The organism is Mesobacillus boroniphilus (assembly GCF_018424685.1).
Taxonomy (GTDB): Bacteria; Bacillota; Bacilli; order Bacillales; family Cytobacillaceae; genus Mesobacillus; species Mesobacillus boroniphilus_A.
The window spans coordinates 655,202-671,757 of sequence record NZ_QTKX01000001.1 but is presented as its reverse complement, the minus strand read 5'-3'; the positions used below and the strand labels follow the sequence as shown (position 1 = coordinate 671,757).

18 protein-coding genes are annotated in these 16,556 nt (G+C 41.5%); all 18 read right to left on the bottom strand.

All coding sequences use genetic code 11. From position 1 onward, the window contains the following. Window positions 1–39: 39 nt before the first annotated feature. The 18 genes from DYI25_RS03300 to trmFO all read right to left on the bottom strand — a co-directional run bounded on the left by DYI25_RS03300 (window position 40) and on the right by trmFO (window position 16,324). Window positions 40–1,263: a flagellar hook protein FlgE gene (locus tag DYI25_RS03300; RefSeq protein ID WP_213366927.1), complete on the bottom strand. Its 1,224-nt coding sequence runs from the start codon at window positions 1,261–1,263 to the stop codon at window positions 40–42. A gap of 80 nt (window positions 1,264–1,343) precedes the next feature. Next, complete coding sequence (locus DYI25_RS03295) at window positions 1,344–1,733, bottom strand: TIGR02530 family flagellar biosynthesis protein (RefSeq protein WP_213366925.1); 390 nt, start codon at window positions 1,731–1,733, stop codon at window positions 1,344–1,346. 17 nt (window positions 1,734–1,750) lie between these two features. Next, complete coding sequence (flgD, locus tag DYI25_RS03290; protein ID WP_213366923.1) at window positions 1,751–2,380, bottom strand: flagellar hook assembly protein FlgD; 630 nt, start codon at window positions 2,378–2,380, stop codon at window positions 1,751–1,753. Between the two features lie 10 nt (window positions 2,381–2,390). Next, entirely contained in the window at window positions 2,391–3,617 is a 1,227-nt protein-coding gene (locus DYI25_RS03285) for a flagellar hook-length control protein FliK (RefSeq protein ID WP_213366921.1), read from the bottom strand. A 30-nt stretch (window positions 3,618–3,647) separates the two neighbouring features. Continuing rightward, window positions 3,648–4,247, bottom strand: coding sequence for a MotE family protein (locus DYI25_RS03280; RefSeq protein ID WP_213366919.1), 600 nt, complete (start codon window positions 4,245–4,247; stop codon window positions 3,648–3,650). Window positions 4,248–4,251: 4 nt separating this feature from the next. After that, window positions 4,252–4,698, bottom strand: a complete 447-nt coding sequence (gene fliJ / locus DYI25_RS03275; protein ID WP_213366917.1) for a flagellar export protein FliJ — start codon at window positions 4,696–4,698, stop codon at window positions 4,252–4,254. Between the two features lie 7 nt (window positions 4,699–4,705). Further along, complete coding sequence (gene fliI / locus DYI25_RS03270) at window positions 4,706–6,019, bottom strand: flagellar protein export ATPase FliI (RefSeq protein WP_213366915.1); 1,314 nt, start codon at window positions 6,017–6,019, stop codon at window positions 4,706–4,708. Next, window positions 6,019–6,789 (bottom strand): flagellar assembly protein FliH, encoded by a 771-nt coding sequence (fliH, locus tag DYI25_RS03265; protein WP_213366913.1) that lies wholly within the window; start codon window positions 6,787–6,789, stop codon window positions 6,019–6,021. Before fliH ends, fliI begins: the two co-directional genes overlap by 1 nt. Continuing rightward, window positions 6,773–7,789, bottom strand: coding sequence for a flagellar motor switch protein FliG (gene fliG, locus DYI25_RS03260; RefSeq protein WP_213366911.1), 1,017 nt, complete (start codon window positions 7,787–7,789; stop codon window positions 6,773–6,775). Before fliG ends, fliH begins: the two co-directional genes overlap by 17 nt. 11 nt (window positions 7,790–7,800) lie before the next feature. After that, a complete protein-coding gene (gene fliF / locus DYI25_RS03255; protein WP_213366909.1) occupies window positions 7,801–9,393 on the bottom strand; it encodes a flagellar basal-body MS-ring/collar protein FliF in 1,593 nt (530 codons plus the stop codon). A gap of 75 nt (window positions 9,394–9,468) precedes the next feature. Continuing rightward, complete coding sequence (gene fliE / locus DYI25_RS03250) at window positions 9,469–9,780, bottom strand: flagellar hook-basal body complex protein FliE (RefSeq protein WP_213366907.1); 312 nt, start codon at window positions 9,778–9,780, stop codon at window positions 9,469–9,471. Between the two features lie 12 nt (window positions 9,781–9,792). Next, window positions 9,793–10,242, bottom strand: coding sequence for a flagellar basal body rod protein FlgC (gene flgC / locus DYI25_RS03245; RefSeq protein ID WP_213366906.1), 450 nt, complete (start codon window positions 10,240–10,242; stop codon window positions 9,793–9,795). Window positions 10,243–10,244: 2 nt separating this feature from the next. Beyond that, on the bottom strand, window positions 10,245–10,640 hold the full coding sequence (flgB, locus tag DYI25_RS03240) for a flagellar basal body rod protein FlgB (RefSeq protein ID WP_213366903.1): 396 nt from the start codon (window positions 10,638–10,640) through the stop codon (window positions 10,245–10,247). A gap of 514 nt (window positions 10,641–11,154) precedes the next feature. After that, window positions 11,155–11,934, bottom strand: a complete 780-nt coding sequence (gene codY, locus DYI25_RS03235; RefSeq protein WP_167831756.1) for a GTP-sensing pleiotropic transcriptional regulator CodY — start codon at window positions 11,932–11,934, stop codon at window positions 11,155–11,157. A gap of 130 nt (window positions 11,935–12,064) precedes the next feature. Further along, window positions 12,065–13,471 (bottom strand): HslU--HslV peptidase ATPase subunit, encoded by a 1,407-nt coding sequence (gene hslU / locus DYI25_RS03230; protein ID WP_213366901.1) that lies wholly within the window; start codon window positions 13,469–13,471, stop codon window positions 12,065–12,067. A 19-nt stretch (window positions 13,472–13,490) separates the two neighbouring features. Then, entirely contained in the window at window positions 13,491–14,033 is a 543-nt protein-coding gene (hslV, locus tag DYI25_RS03225; RefSeq protein WP_041964480.1) for an ATP-dependent protease subunit HslV, read from the bottom strand. Window positions 14,034–14,053: 20 nt separating this feature from the next. Then, a complete protein-coding gene (xerC, locus tag DYI25_RS03220) occupies window positions 14,054–14,956 on the bottom strand; it encodes a tyrosine recombinase XerC (protein WP_213366899.1) in 903 nt (300 codons plus the stop codon). 60 nt (window positions 14,957–15,016) lie between these two features. Next, window positions 15,017–16,324, bottom strand: a complete 1,308-nt coding sequence (gene trmFO, locus DYI25_RS03215) for an FADH(2)-oxidizing methylenetetrahydrofolate--tRNA-(uracil(54)-C(5))-methyltransferase TrmFO (RefSeq protein ID WP_213366897.1) — start codon at window positions 16,322–16,324, stop codon at window positions 15,017–15,019. Between the last annotated feature and the right edge of the window lie 232 nt (window positions 16,325–16,556).

Genomic DNA, 16,556 nt, shown 5'->3' with positions numbered 1-16,556 from the left:
CTAAAAGGATTATCCTTTCAGCCCTGCTCCTCTCCTAGTCTATCGTTTTAAGTTTACGAGCTCCTGGAGGATTTCATCAGATGTTGTAATGATTCTGGTATTTGCCTGGAAACCACGCTGAGCCGTGATCATTTCGGTGAACTCTTCTGAAAGGTCTACATTGGACATTTCAAGTGCTCCAGCCGCAATGGATCCCCTTCCTTCCCCAGGAACATTGATATTGGCTGTACCCGAGTTGACTGACTCCTGGAAAGTGTTATTCCCTATCTTGGAAAGCCCTGATGGATTGCTGAATTTAGCAAGCGCAAGCTGTCCAAGCGTCAATACTAGACCATTTGAAAAGACTCCATTGATTTCACCAGTTGACCCAATGTTGAAGCTTTCAAGTGCTCCTTGGGTGTTGCCGTCAGGGTAAGCGTTCGCGTCCATGCTGCCGCCTTCTTTAGTTAACTCCTTAATTGGCATTTGTACAGTTAGGTTCCTTACACCATTACTCCCGTCATTAACCTTAAGGGTGATAGACAAATCTGCAGGCGGATTGGCAGGGTTATAATCCGGAATTGTAATTGTTTGCTCAACAACATTTGCATTTGGGTTGTTAGAATCAACAGTGATTGACTTGTCAGTAAAAGCTAACTTCCAAGAGCCATTAGAAGCATCCACAGGCGAGATTTTCAAATCGATTACGTGCTCAATACCTTGATCATCCACTACCTTGATTTGCTGAAGTAATTCTGAATTGCCCTTCGCGTCCTTCGGAAGGTTACCCTTCATTACTAATTCAGTCGTCTGCTTCGCAGGCAACAATGCATTAACGTTAACAGTTATATCTTCTAACTGACCGATTTGATTATAGGATTGAACTTTCAATCCATCACCCGTAACAAGTGTCCCGTTATCATCCAGATAGAAGTTTCCAGCACGTGTATACATCTGGGATTGCCCTTGTTTTACAACAAAATAGCCATCGCCTGAAATGGCAAGGTCCAGCGCGCGTCCGGTAGTTTGCAAGCTTGATTGAGTGTCAATCATATCGATGGTCGCAATTGTGGAGCCCAGACCTACCTGCATCGGGTTCTTTCCGCCCTTGTTCTCTGTAGCAGCACTTGCTCCAGAGATGGTTTGATTCATAGTATCCTTAAAAGTAACACGGCCCTTTTTGAAACCGTATGTATTTACATTGGCAATATTGTTGCCGATTACGTCAAGTTTTGTTTGGAAGTTTTTCATTCCACTGATTCCTGAGTACATTGAACGAAGCATCTTTTAAAACTCCTTTCGATTTTGGGGCTGCTTCAATCGGTCCACAGCCCAGGCCTCCGTAAAGGTCCAGCCTTTTCAATTTAATTTTCCATAACAATCGTTCCATTTATATTGTTGAAAATTTGTTCCGCTGCTTCCTGTCTTCCCATAGCTGTAATGACCGTGTTGTTTTTTGCACTGACAATCAGCGCCGCGTCATTCAGCAGAACTAGCGAATCACTCACGCCCTTTGCCTTGGCCTGACTAACTTTTTCCTCAATCCTGTTCCAGCGCTCCTGGGAAATGTTAATTCCACGCTGCTCCAGTCGTTCCGTAGCATGCTTACTAATTGTTAGTCCACTCTTTGATTGGATTGCACTTTGCAATTGCAAGGAAAAAGGTGTTTGCGTTAACTTGTTGGCTTTCACAGGTTTTTGGTGAGTCCTGTTAACAGGCAGTGAATGAATTGGACGAAAATTTGTTTTATCCATTACATCACTTCCTTACGCTATTGAATTTTGGTTATCTGTGAAGAAATGATGCTCGTATTATTCTCATCATCTAGTAAATAGGATGTTTTACCATTCTTAAATGAAACAGACAGGACATTAGCTGATTTTTCTTGTTTATTTTCATCAAGATAGGTAATTGTTTTCCCAATTAACATGCTCGCCTGCAACATATGATTTTCACTTGATAGCTCATTGATCTGTGAAATATTCGCAGGTTCCAGGACAGTGCCATCCTCAAGAATAAATGAAACGGTATCTTCCTTAAACTGGACAGAGGCTACCTTTCCAGTTCCTTGTTGAATCGTTTCCTGGCCATTTGCAGCATCAATCTTATGCCAGGTAATTTCCTTGCCCACAAACTGGCTGTAGGAAATCATTTTATTTTGCTGTTCAGCCTGTACAAATCGGTCGATTGATTTCCCCATATTAGTGATTTGCTCAAGTGTCGAAAATGTTGCCATTTGGGCTATAAAATCTTTATCCTGCATCGGATTCAAAGGATCCTGGTTCTGGAGCTGGGTCATCAGGATTTTTAAAAAATCATCTTTCCCAAGAATGTCTGAACCGGCTTTCCTGCCCTTTTGAAGATTCGACAGCAGATAAGAAGAGTTAATCGTATTCACCATTGTCTATCTCCTATACTTCAGTATTTAGCAGTGCTTCTTCGAAGGTAAGGTTAAAATCGCCTTTTTCTTCTTTCTTTTCGTGCTGCCCTCTGTCTGGCTGCCTCTCCTGCTGCCCGGAATCCCTATTCAGGAATCGCTCTTGCTGGGCCTGCTGCTGAGTCACTTCAATCCTGTCTACTGAAAGGTTTTGCGCTGCAAATGCTTGTTTGAGACCATTGATTTGGGATTCCAGCGTTTCCTTAGCTGTACCGGAGGTAGTTATGATTCTGGCCATCATCGTTTGGTCCCTCTGGAAAAGCTCTATCCGGATGCTGCCCAGGTGCTCAGGGAATAATTTGATGAATAATTTTTGTGTTCCCCCACTGTTCATAAATTGCGATTTTGAAAGAATCGATTCAAATTGCTTCATTAATTGTTCAGGTGAAACTGGCCTTTCCGGACTATTCATCGATAACATCAACTGTTCAGCCTTTGTCATCTGTGGCAGATAAGCAACTGCTCCTGCTGGACCGTCTGTCTTTAAACCCGAGCTATTCTCTTGAAAAGTTATTTTTTTTGAGCTTGCAAGGTTTAGGTCGCCGGCTAACTGGGTAAACCGTTTTTGTAAATATTCCGCATTAGAATTAGCTTTATTTGTTTCTATAAGGTTCTTTAATGCTTCACCAAGATTTTTCATCGATTCCTTAATAGAATCAGAGTTCTTAAAATCCTGTCCATCAGCATATCTGGTCATTAGTTCAAATAGCTTTAATGCCTTTAATGCTTGCACATCCTTTTGTTCTAGCTTCACTAATAACTCATTTCCGGGTTGGTTGGCGATTCCAGTTAGGATTGCCGCTAAAGAAGCCAGTAGTTCATCTTCAGATGCATTCGCTAAATCTCCTTCATCAGTACCGGACCACTTTTGAATGAAAAGCTGCATTTCTTCATTATTAATTCCAAAATGAGATAATGCCTTACTTAATAGATTCCCAGAGTCTGAATTCAATACATCCAGCATCTTTACTCCATCTTCCAGATCTAAAAGGTCCTTTACGTTAATGATTTCTGCCAAAGCACCTAGACTTTCCAGGTTTTTATTGCCTTGAGCAGTTACACTCGTATCAATTGGGGCTGCTTTTCCAGCTAAGACTGTTGACAACAACCCGGCAAAACTTCCTTCATTTCCTGTCTTTCCGGATACTTTCTGTTGTCCAGCGGCAACGGTATTAAAAAATCCAAGACCCCCTATTTCCATTTATTCACCTCCTCTCAGATTCTCGTTAGACTAATTCCCGTTCGTTTCGTTTGTCAATAATTCTGTATATTTTGCCGCTTCTTCGGCTGGTAGCTTTTCCATTATGGCAGCAAGTGATTCTGGCTTAATGTTTGTCAGAATCTTCACCGCTTCATCCGTGTCCATTTTTGAAATGATTGGAGCGGCACTCTTTGCTGACATCGTTTCATAGGTTTTGACGATTTCCCGGAAGGCTCGCTTGTTTTCTTCCTGGATAGCAGTCAATTCCTCTATTTGTGCTTGCAGCTGTGTTTTTTCCAGCTCCATCCGTTTAAGCAGAGTATCCTTGCTGTCAATTTTAGACTGCAGTTGTTCCATTTTTGCTTCTCGGTCTTTAATTTCTGCTTCCAGGCTGATGATATCTTTTTCAAATTCTTCTATGGATGGCTGCCTTTCTTCCTTTACGTACTGAGAAATGACGGGCACTTTCCCGCCGATTTCCTTTGCTGTTTCAAAAATATTAATCCCCAGAAACGAAAGCGCAACCAAAGCAATAACAATCGCAAACAAGGTTGGTATTGCGATCACGTACAAAAACCACTGAAACTTATTTACATCCTGACTTTCTTTTTCCTCCAAGCTCTGTGCCATTCGATCACCTAATTTCCCGGTTCATATATTGCTGAATCGAGACTTCGTCCATCATCCTGCTTTCTGCATACTTTGCATCTGCCAGAAATTGAAGATGGTCTTTCTCTTTGATTTTTTCATACTTTTTTACTTCCTGATTTTTTTCCATCAGCTGCACTTGTTGATAATTCATGATGTTTCTCGCATTCATGACGACTTTTTGATAGTGGGCAATCGATTTTTCAAGATTGCCGATAAACTGTTGATGGTGTCGTATCTCCTGGACTGGCAAACCACCTAGCAGCCGGTCTGATTGGAAACTCTCAAGGTCCTCTTTTTTCTTCAATAGATGATAGAGTCTGTCGGCAGCCTCTTCGAATTTTTTGACCGAATCCTGGTATACGACTTGAGCTTCGTCCTTTTCTCTCGACTTGAGTGAAAGGATCTTATCAAACTTGTATTGATACCGCATAGAACCATCAACCTTTCCTTACTAACTGCAATAACGCCTGAACACTCTCATTAATTGAGACTTTCTCATTAGTACCTTGTTTTAAGAAATTAAGTATATGAGGGTATCTCATAATGGCTTCATCAATCTCGGCAGATGTGCCTTTTTTATATGCCCCAATATTAATTAAATCCTCTGAATTAATATAAGTGCTTAATAATTCTCTTAATCTCTCAGCCGCTTTAACATGATCATCACTGACAATATTGTTCATGATCCGGCTGATGCTTTTTAATACGTTCACTGCAGGGTACTGGCCTTTATTGGCAAGATCCCTGTCTAATACAAAGTGACCATCAAGGATTCCTCGCACTGTGTCAGCAATAGGCTCATTCATGTCATCTCCATCAACAAGGACAGTATAGAAGCCTGTTATGGATCCAAATTCATTCGTCCCAGTCCTTTCAAGAAGCCTCGATAGGATGGCGAACACTGAAGGTGTGTAACCTTTCGTTGTTGGAGGTTCTCCAACTGCCAGACCTACTTCACGTTGCGCCATAGCTACTCGTGTAACAGAATCCATCATCAGCATGACATTCAATCCTTTATCACGGAAATACTCTGCAATGGCTGTTGCTGTATAAGCTCCTTTGATCCTCATTAATGCAGGCTGGTCTGATGTTGCGACAACCACGATTGAACGCTTTAATCCTTCAGGGCCTAAATCACGTTCTATGAACTCTCTGACTTCACGCCCCCGCTCACCAATCAGCCCGATGACATTTAGATCTGCAGTTGTATTTCGCGCAATCATTCCCAGCAAAGTACTCTTCCCGACACCACTTCCAGCAAATATCCCAACACGCTGGCCGCTGCCAACTGTCAGCAGGCTGTCAATCATCCTGACTCCAACTTCTATCGGTTCTGAGATTGGCGGTCTGCTCAAAGGGTTGGGTGGATCTTGTTCTGTAGGAACTGACGCCAATCCTTTTGGCAGGCTGGAATGATCCAATGGATTACCTAACGAATCAACGACTTTCCCGATCAAACCCGGTCCTGCTTTGATTTCAAGCGGTTTCATTGTCGTTTCAACGAGACTTCCAGGTGATATATCATGAAGAGATGTATACGGCATCAAAATGACGTTTTCATCTTTAAAACCGACAACTTCCGCCTGGATTTTCCGCTTTTTCTTAGTACCTACGTGAATAAAGCACACATCCCCTATTGAACTTTCAGGTCCTTGGGACTCAATCATCAAGCCAACAACTCTTTTAACACGTCCATACCGCTTAAAACTATCCAAAAAATCGACATGTTCTATTAAATCCTCGGCCTTCACTATTGTTCACTCTCCAGCATTTCAAACAGCTTATTTTTGATTTCTTCCAATTGGCTGTCTACACTTGCGTCGACCCTGCCATTTTCAGATTCTATAATACAAGATGTCTCCTCAAGCTCGTCATCCGGGTAGATATAGAAATCAATATCCTTTGGAAAGATGGCAATCAATTCTTCTTTTTGGGCGAGCAGGTCCTGGTAGTGTTTAGGGTGTACGTGCAATTGAATATCCTTATAATCCCTGGAGTTCTTTAACGCTCTTTTTACCAGGGTAAGAAACCCCTCATCTGCAGCTAGTTTCTCCCCTAGTATTTTTCCTGCGATTTTCACTCCGATATCAAGAATGACCTTTTCTGATGAGTCAATATGACTCTGGTAATCCCGTTTCGCCGCATCAACTGTTTCTTGAGCAAACATGATTGTTTGCCGGTACTCTTCGTAACCCTGATTTCGGCCTTCTTGATAGCCTTGCTCAAAGCCTAGCTGCCTGGATTCTTCTGCTAATAAAGATCTTTCATGCTCCCATTCTTGCTTTTCCAGATGAATTTGCTGACGGATTTGCTCCGCTTCCTCCCTGGCCCTTGACAACATGTTATCTGCTTCTATCGCAGCTTCGTCCAAGATTCTCCTTCTTTCATCTTCAGTATGAGTGAAGACTTGTGGAACCTCTTGTTGATTTGATGCTTCTAACAGCCGGATAGAGATGACCTTCTTTTCTGTAGGCAGAGTACTGGTGAATTGTGATTTGATAAGCCTAGACAATGATATCATCTCCTCCGCCACGGGCAATGACGATTTCGCCTGCTTCTTCCAGACGGCGGATAATGGCTACAATCCTTGACTGTGCTTCCTCTACATCACGCAGCCTTACAGGACCCATAAATTCCATCTCATCCTGGAAGGTTTCTACCATACGCTTAGACATATTTTTAAAGACAATTTCTTTCACTTCATCACTTGAAACTTTAAGAGCAAGCATGAGATCTTCGTTTTCACAATCTCTTATCACTCGCTGGATTGCACGGTTATCTAGTGTGACAATATCTTCAAATACGAACATCCGCTTTTTGATTTCCTCAGCAAGTTCAGGATCCTGAATTTCCAATGCATCCAGTATCGTGCGCTCGGTTGCACGGTCCACTCCGTTCAATACATCAACAACAGCCTCAATACCGCCAGTTTGCGTATAGTCCTGAGTAACAGTAGCTGATAGCTTTCTTTCAAGAATCTGTTCTACCTCATTGATGATTTCCGGCGATGTACTGTCCATCACCGCGATACGCCGTGCAATATCAGCCTGGACCTCTTGCGGCAGTTCAGATAAAATCTGGCCGGCTTGTGCCGAATCTAAATAAGAAAGTATAAGTGCAATTGTTTGTGGATGCTCATTTTGAATGAAGTTGAGAATTTGTCCAGCATCCGCTTTTCGCGCAAAATCAAATGGCCTTACTTGCAAAGACGATGTTAACCTATTTATGATCACGGCCGCCTGGTCGGTGCCAAGCGCTTTTTCCAGCACTGTTTTGGCATACCCTATACCGCCTTGAGTGATATAATCCTGCGCGAGTGCAATATTGTGAAATTCCTCTAAAATCTCTTCTTTTGCGAGGGAGTCCACTTTTTTGACTCCTGATATTTCAAGCGTAAGCTTCTCAATTTCCTCTTCACTTAGATGCTTATAGACAGAGGCTGAAACATCTGGCCCGAGTGAGATCAGGAGGATTGCTGCCTTTTGCTTTCCAGTTAATTCTTTCTGGTCTTTCCTTACCATAAGTCCCCCTCCTAATCCTCAGAAATCCATGAGCGCAGTAGCTTAGCGAAATCTTCAGGCTTTTCTTTCGCCATTTTTTCCAGTTGCTTTTTCTTCATGGAACTTTCCGTCTCAAATTCTTTGTTCACATCCGGAATGCGAATTGGCTCATATTTTTCTTCCATAACATACTCTTCTTCAACTTCATTCTTTCTGGTTCTCATGAAAAGAAGCAATAGCACTACAATCCCTGCGATCAATAATCCGCCAACAAGGTATATCCACCAAGGCAGTTTTTCTACAACCTGGCTTTCGAATGTAACCTTTCCATTGAATGGCTGCACGGATACAACGACCTTATTTTCGATGACTTCATCTGTCAGTTCGGTGCCTAACGATTCTTTATCAATTGTTGTTCGGACGATGGTACCGAGAATTTTTGTAATATCCTCTACACGTTCCTGAGGCAGTGAATTACGGTCATCTGGGGTTGGCGGTTCAACCATTACCTGAATCCCAAGGTCTCTTACCTTGTATGGGCTTTCGGTTATTTCCTTACGAATTCTGCTGACCTCATTGTTTATTGTTTCTTCGACCCTCTCATAATCCCCGTTTCCATTCGCTCCCTCAAGGTATTGAGACCCAGTAGTTTCACCAGGGTTTCCTCCTTCAGGTATTCCACCAGCCTGACCTGCATTCCCAGTGAATGTTTCAGTGATCCGTTGTGCGCTGATTGCGATTCCTTCCATATTTTCTTTATCAACAGGCTCAACGATGTTTTCTTCTCTGTTTTCCTGGGTAAAGTCTATATCGGCGGTAACGGAAACAACTACTTTGTCATGCCCCATTAGAGTGCCAAGCATATTTTGAACCTGTCTTTGTACATCTCTCTCAATTTGCTGTTTGATCTGATGCTGAGATGCAAAGGAAGCTCCACTGGAATTTTTTTCATTTTTTAGATCAAAGTACTCAAAATATTGATTCATGATGACGATATTATCTGTAGGAAGGTTAGGCACACTTTTAGCCACTAAATGGTATAAAGCATTTATTTGATCTTCCTTAAATTGATAGCCTGGACTTGTGTTTAAAACAATTGAGGCTGAACCCTGCTCTGAACTGTCATTAACAAATATCCCTTTTTCAGGTAGGTTGATCATTACCTTCGCATCATTGACTCCATCTATCCCTTTCATTAAATTAGCGAGCTCTGTTTGCATTGCGTCTAGCTTTAGAACATTAAATTCATTATCTGTCATGCCAAGGCCGGCATTTTGGCTAAAAAATGAGTAATCGATACTTCCTGATTTAGGAATTCCTTCTGCTGCCAATTCTACTTTCAAGCTATCAACCGATTCTTTCGGCACCAGGATGGTATTTCCTCCGTCGGCAATTTCAGATTTTATCCCCCTTGCATCAAGACTCTCTTTTATGCTTCCCGTCTCGGCTGGTGAAAGATTGCTATAAAGCGGCTCAAGGGATGTCCTCGATGTAAAAAAGGCTGTAAGGACGGCAACTGTCAAAACAAAGAAAACAGACGCACCAAGACTGATTTTTTGCTTTCTGGTACGCCCTTGCCAGAAATCCTTCATTGTATGTATATACTTTTGAACGGTTTCTTTCATTTCAATCCCCCGGTTATTAAGTCTCTTCTTTTTATACAGCTAATAACCGATCATCTTAGTTTTTAGCTAATATTATTAAACTTGCATTCTCATCATTTCCTGATATGCTTCAACCACTTTATTCCTGACTTCCATTGTAGCCTGCAGTGTAATGCTCGCCTTTTGGCTCGCAATCATCACCTGATGGAGGTCAATATTTTCCCCACGAGCTAGTTTTACTGTCATTGCATCTGACTGAAGCTGAGTTTTATTTAAATTTTCAATAGACTGCTTAAGTACGGACGAAAAACTCTTTTGCGCTTCGTATGGTGTAGGTGTGGGAGTAGACACTTTTGTTTCAAACGGTCTGACCAGTTGACTAACAGAATTGATCCCAGCTGAGTTCATTTAGTAATCTCCTTATTTTCCTATTTCAAGGGCTTTCATCATCATGCCCTTGGAAGCGTTGAAAACCGTGACATTTGCTTCATAAGATCGAGTCGCGCTTATCAAATCAACCATTTCCCTTAATGGATCAACATTGGGGTAAGCAACATATCCTTCTTGATTAGCATCAGGATGTTCAGGATCAAATACCATTTTAAGAGGATTTTCCCTGTCCTCGACTATTCTGGATACTTTAACGCCATTTCCGGCCCCTGCACCGTCTGTTTTCCCCATTGCTTTATTTAGGAATGAAGAAAAGTTGCCTTCCTTAGGTTCGAGGACGACCATTTTCCTGCGGTATGGCTCACCATTTATCCCTCTTGTCGAATCTACATTCGCCATGTTGGAAGAAATGACATCCATCCTGAGGCGTTGGGCAGTCAACGCAGATGCTGTCGTGTTCATGCTATGAAACATGGTCATTCTTACTTACCTCCCCTAATGACTGTTTGGAGAGAGTTGAATTTTCCATTAATCCTCTCAGTCAGCGCATTATAGTAAATTTGGTTTGTAGCCAGGTCGGCCATTTCTTTATCCAAATCTACACTATTCCCATTCTCGTTATAATTCACTTTCGGATTACTAACGGCTCCAGGCAAACGACTCGCCCTGCTGCTGAAATCATAATGCCGGACATCAGATCTATTCGCTTGAAAGGATTGCCCCATCACACCCTGGAACACAGCCTTAAAGGACACATCCTTCGCTTTATAATTCGGCGTATCAACATTCGCGATATTCTGCGCTATGACTTTTTGTTTTGCAGAAGAATAGTTCAACGCATGTTCGAGGGTTGATACAGTGTTTGAAAACAACTTCAATTTTTGCACCTCGCAATTGCCACATTGGATTATTTTGCTGGATTTTGTAATTCCTTGCTGAATTTCGTCATTATATTCCTAATTGTAAAGAATCTGAAATAATCTGTCTATGTACTTTCAGTTAATTTTTATCATGCATATTGCTCATTTTTCAAAATGGTATAAAAGGCCTATCATTTTACTTATTTTTGTATTTCTTATAATTAACCCCAATTTTTTGTAAAGCATTAAAAAAAATATAGGAAAAAAGAATTATAAACTTAGGTATCTTTAAACTCACCTAAGGTTAAATTACCTATGTCTAATCAACCTTTTTCCATTTTTTACTTATAAACAATTCAATGCTTTGATTTAATAATTGGAGAGTCTGTAAAAAAACCGCAATATTTTTGTAACATTAACTTGTTGTAATCTTGAACTATCGCTAATTAACTCAGCTCAAATGCTTTCGAGCAAAATTGAGAATACCCGAAACAACAAAAAAATCCGCTGAAGATCAGCGGATTTTTTTTATTTAGTTGCTTTTAAGCTTTTCGAGTTCAAATAGGAACTTGTCATTTAATACCTTGATATAAGTTCCTTTCATGCCAAGGGAACGGGACTCGATTACGCCTGCACTTTCCAACTTACGTAGTGCGTTTACGATTACGGAACGAGTGATGCCGACTCTGTCAGCGATTTTGGAAGCAACAAGCAAGCCTTCTTTTCCGTTAAGTTCTTCGAAGATGTGCTCGATTGCTTCAAGTTCACTGTAGGATAGAGAACTGATTGCCATTTGTACTACAGCTTTACTGCGTGCTTCATCCTCAATCTCTTCTGCCTTTTCACGAAGGATTTCCATTCCTACAACAGTTGCGCCATATTCAGCAAGAATAAGATCATCGTCGTGAAATTGTTCCTCAAGACGGGCTAGAATCAATGTTCCTAAACGCTCACCGCCGCCGATGATTGGCACGATTGTTGTTAACCCGTTTTTGAAAAGTTCTTTGTTTTCAACAGGGAATGCTGTGTACTCACTGTCAACATCTAGGTTCGGTGATGTCTCCTGGATATTGAAAAGATTCTTTGTATATTCTTCAGGGAATTGGCGGTCTTCGAGCATTTTTACCATACGCTCGTTTTCAATTTGCTGATTGATTCCTACGCCTAATAGCTTCCCTCTGCGGCTAACAACAAAGATGTTCGCTTCGATTACTTCACTTAGTGTCTCTGACATTTCTTTGAAATTTACCGGTTTGCCGGCAGCTTTTTGGAGCAGTGCATTAATTTTTCTAGTTTTTGATAGTAAGTCCATTGTTTCTTCCTCCTATTTGCTTCAAACACAAATACATTTATTTTAAAAATCTGGCTAGTTTCAATACTTCAGCACAATAGGCAGCCTTTATTTGTCTACCCTATTGAGTATGCATTAAAACGATAAACCATTATAGTATGAATTGGCTTAAATCTTTGTTTCTTGAGATAGCCCCTAGCTTTTCTTCTACATATTGCGGAGTAATCGCTACCTTCTCCAGGCTGATGTCTGGAGCTTCAAAGCTGAGGTCTTCCAACAGCTTCTCGAGAATGGTCTGTAGCCTTCGCGCTCCGATATTATCCGTATTCTGATTCACGTCATAAGCGACTTCAGCTATCTTACGAATAGCATCGTCAGAAAATTCAATTTGTATACCTTCTGTTTCCAATAAAGCTTCATATTGCTTAGTAAGAGCGTTATCAGGCTCAACAAGAATCCTGTAAAAGTCTTCAACAGTCAGCTTAGTAAGCTCTACCCTGATTGGGAAGCGCCCTTGCAATTCAGGTATCAGATCAGAAGGCTTTGCCATATGGAAAGCACCTGCAGCTACAAATAAGATATGGTCTGTTTTAACGGGGCCGTACTTCGTGTTAACAGTGGATCCTTCCACAACCGGAAGTATGTCTCTCTGAACACCCTCACGTGATACATCCGCACTGGATCCCCCGGAATTTTTGCTGGCAATCTTGTCAATTTCATCAATGAAAATGATACCTGCCTGCTCGGCACGGGAAGTAGCTTCCTGAGTCACTTCATCCATATCAATCAGCTTTTGGGCCTCTTCATTGATTAATACTTTCCTGGCCTCCCGTACAGTCAGCTTTCGTTTCTTGCGCTTCTTGGGCACCAAGCCACTTAAAGCATCCTGCATGTTCATTCCCATCTGTTCCATTCCAGAGCCCTGTAGCATATCGAACATTGAAGGTGCCTGCTCATCAACTTCGACGGTTACCAGCTCATCCTCAAGCTCACCTTGTTCGAGCCTTTGCTTGATGATTTTACGCTTTTCGAATAATCCTAAGTCTTCTGATTGATTCGTCTCTTGTTCAGGCTGCTGTTGGCTTCCACCGAACAACATTTCCAGTGGATTTTTGTAATTGACGGATTTTTTCGCTGAAGGGACAAGTAATTCAACCAGACGGCGATTTGCATTTTCTTCGGCCGGTTCCTTAACACGTTCCATTTTCTCCTCTTTCACAAGCCTGATAGAGGTTTCAACAAGATCCCGCACCATGGATTCAACATCACGGCCAACATAACCCACTTCGGTGAACTTGGTCGCTTCAACTTTGACGAAAGGAGCGCCAACTAACTTAGCCATCCTTCTGGCAATCTCCGTTTTACCTACGCCAGTAGGTCCAATCATCAGAATGTTTTTAGGAATGATTTCATCCCGGATATTTTCAGAGAGTAAGCCGCGGCGATATCTGTTTCTGAGAGCAACTGCAACAGCTTTTTTAGCATCCTTTTGACCGATAATATACTGGTCGAGCTTTTCGACGATCTGCCTTGGAGTTAAATTTGTCGTTTGTTTCACATTCAACACTCCTTTTCCGTTACAGTTCTTCCACGATAATATTGTGGTTTGTGTAAACACAAATGTCAGCAGCAATTTCCAATGATGACTTCGCGATTTCTTTTGCTGTTAAATGTTCTCCAGCATATTGCTTTAATGCACGGCCGGCAGACAAAGCATAATTCCCTCCAGAACCAATCGCCAGAATGCCATCATCTGGCTCAATGACTTCCCCTGTTCCGGAAATCAAAAGCATATCAGTCTCATTCAATACAATCAGCATCGCCTCAAGCTTTCTAAGGACTTTATCACTTCTCCATTGCTTTGCAAGTTCGACTGCTGCTCTTTGGAGATTACCATTGTATTCCTCGAGCTTGCCTTCGAACATTTCAAACAGGGTGAACGCATCTGCGACAGAACCGGCAAATCCTGCAATTACTTTACCATTAAACAACTTTCGGACTTTCTTCGCTGTGTGTTTCATCACTACAGCATTCCCGAAGGTCACCTGGCCATCGCCTGACATTGCGCATTGGCCTTTATGTTGAACAGCAAATATCGTTGTTGCATGGAATTCTGACATTCCTTCGTCCTCCTTTTGGCTTAAGCCCTCGGATGATGTGACATATAAATATTGCGCAAGTGCTCTTTCGTAACGTGGGTATATACTTGCGTTGAAGACAGGAACGCATGACCCATGAGTTCTTGGACAGTCCTCATATCTGCTCCATTGCTCATCATGTGTGTGGCAAAGGAATGGCGCAGTTTATGCGGATGGATCTTCCCGGTCAAGGCAGATTTTTCAATCAGTTTATTCAGGATTTCCCTGATTCCTCTGTCCGTGAGAGGCCCACCCCGGAAATTTACAAATAAATGACCATGATCGTCCTTAGTTTTCAGAAGGTCTGGTCTTCCATTTTTTATGTAGTCCTCAATCGCATCTTGAGCAAAACTTCCGAAAGGCACATATCTATCCTTTTTCCTTTTTCCATGAATTAAAACTGTAGATAGAGATAAATCAATATCCTTCAGCTGGATCTTACAGCACTCACCTACACGTATTCCTGTAGCGTAAAGCAATTCCAAAAGGGCCTTGTTCCTTTTTCCGATTGCAGTTTCGGTTTCGCATGCTTTAAATAGCTGGGAAAGTTCTTCTTCATAAAAAAAATCTGGCAACCGCTTTTCCAGTTTCGGGATAGATACGAGGGAAAAAGGATTATCTTCTACCATTTTTTCACGAAGCAAGAACTTATAAAAGCTGCGCATACATGAAATCCTGCGGGCAACTGACTTTCTGGAGAGTTGCTGGTCAAATAATTTCGTGAGGTAAATCCTTGTATCAGCATACTCAATATCATCCAGACTGGCCAGGCCTTGTTCAGACATGAACAGAAAAAATTCCCTAATATCATGTTGATAATGTTCAATAGTATATTGTGAGTAATTTTTTTCAATTTGTAAATATTCTATAAATAATTTTAAAGAATTGTTCACATTTGCTTCCATCTTGTCACCTCACAAGGGCTACTAAATAGTATCATATTTATATAGCCCTCGCAATAAAAATTACAAATTTTTCACAAATTTCTGAATTGTTTCCAATGCTCTGGAAGCATGTTTCTCATTACGTTCCTGCTTACCCTTGATTTTCTCAGGAAGATCAGGGAAAAGTCCGAAATTTGCATTCATCGGCTGGAAGTTTTTAGCGTTTGTAGTTGTAATATATCTGGCCATGCTGCCCATTGCTGTTTCATACGGGAATTCTACTGGCTCTTCACCTTTTACAAGACGTGCTGCATTGATTCCAGCAACCAGGCCGCTGGCTGCAGATTCAACATAGCCTTCAACACCTGTCATTTGTCCAGCAAAGAATAAATCTTCTCTATTCTTGAATTGATATGTTGCTTTTAAAACCTTAGGTGAGTTGATAAAGGTATTACGATGCATAACACCGTAGCGTACGATTTCAGCGTTTTCCAATCCAGGAATCAGTTGAATAACTTCCTTTTGTGGTCCCCATTTCAGATGAGTCTGGAAGCCAACAATATTATAAAGTGTTCCAGCTGCATCATCCTGGCGAAGCTGCACTACAGCATAAGGGCGCTTTCCTGTTCTAGGATCCTCGAGCCCAACCGGCTTCATCGGACCGAAAAGCATTGTCTTCCTTCCTCTTTGGCCCATTACCTCGATTGGCATACAACCCTCAAAGAAGATTTCTTTTTCAAATTCCTTTAGCGGAACTGTCTCAGCAGAGATCAAAGCGTCATAAAAACGGTCGAATTCTTCCTCAGTCATCGGACAGTTAAGGTATGCTGCTTCTCCTTTGTCATATCGAGATTTCAGATAGACCTTATCCATGTCGATGCTTTCTTTCTCAATAATAGGAGCTGCCGCGTCATAAAAATATAAATATTCTTCTCCTGTAAGATCCTTCAATTGCTGGGATAGCGCCTGGCTTGTCAATGGCCCCGTGGCAATGATGGTCGGTCCTTGTGGAATTTCAGTAATTTCTTCATTGAATACAGTAACATTAGGATGATCCTTCACGCGGCTCGTAACATGTGCCGCAAACTCATGTCGATCTACTGCTAGAGCTCCGCCTGCCGGTACAGCACATGCGTCCGCAGCCCCAATGATGACAGAATCAAGCTTTCTCATTTCTTCTTTTAATACACCAACAGCATTTGTTAACGTATTAGCACGCAAAGAGTTGCTGCAAACCAGTTCAGCGAATTTATCTGTATGGTGTGCCGGTGTTTGCTTTACCGGCCTCATCTCATATAAGTTTACCTTGATGCCTCTTTCGGCAAGCTGCCATGCAGCTTCACTTCCGGCCAAACCAGCACCAACGACATTTACTGTAGCTTCAGTCATATCTATTTCCTCCAGTAGCTATAAAAATTAATGAAATTCTAAGTAGACAGCCGTTTCAAAAGATTTATTATACCATCTGCATTCACATAAATCTTCTATTATATAAGCGAATTCCTTAAACTTCTTCACTTTATCATTTTTCTTCCTAAAAGAGACGCTAATGAAAACGCAAATTTAATTAGTCTAGCCATTCCACAATCAATATTACTTACTTTACCCTTATACTTGTATC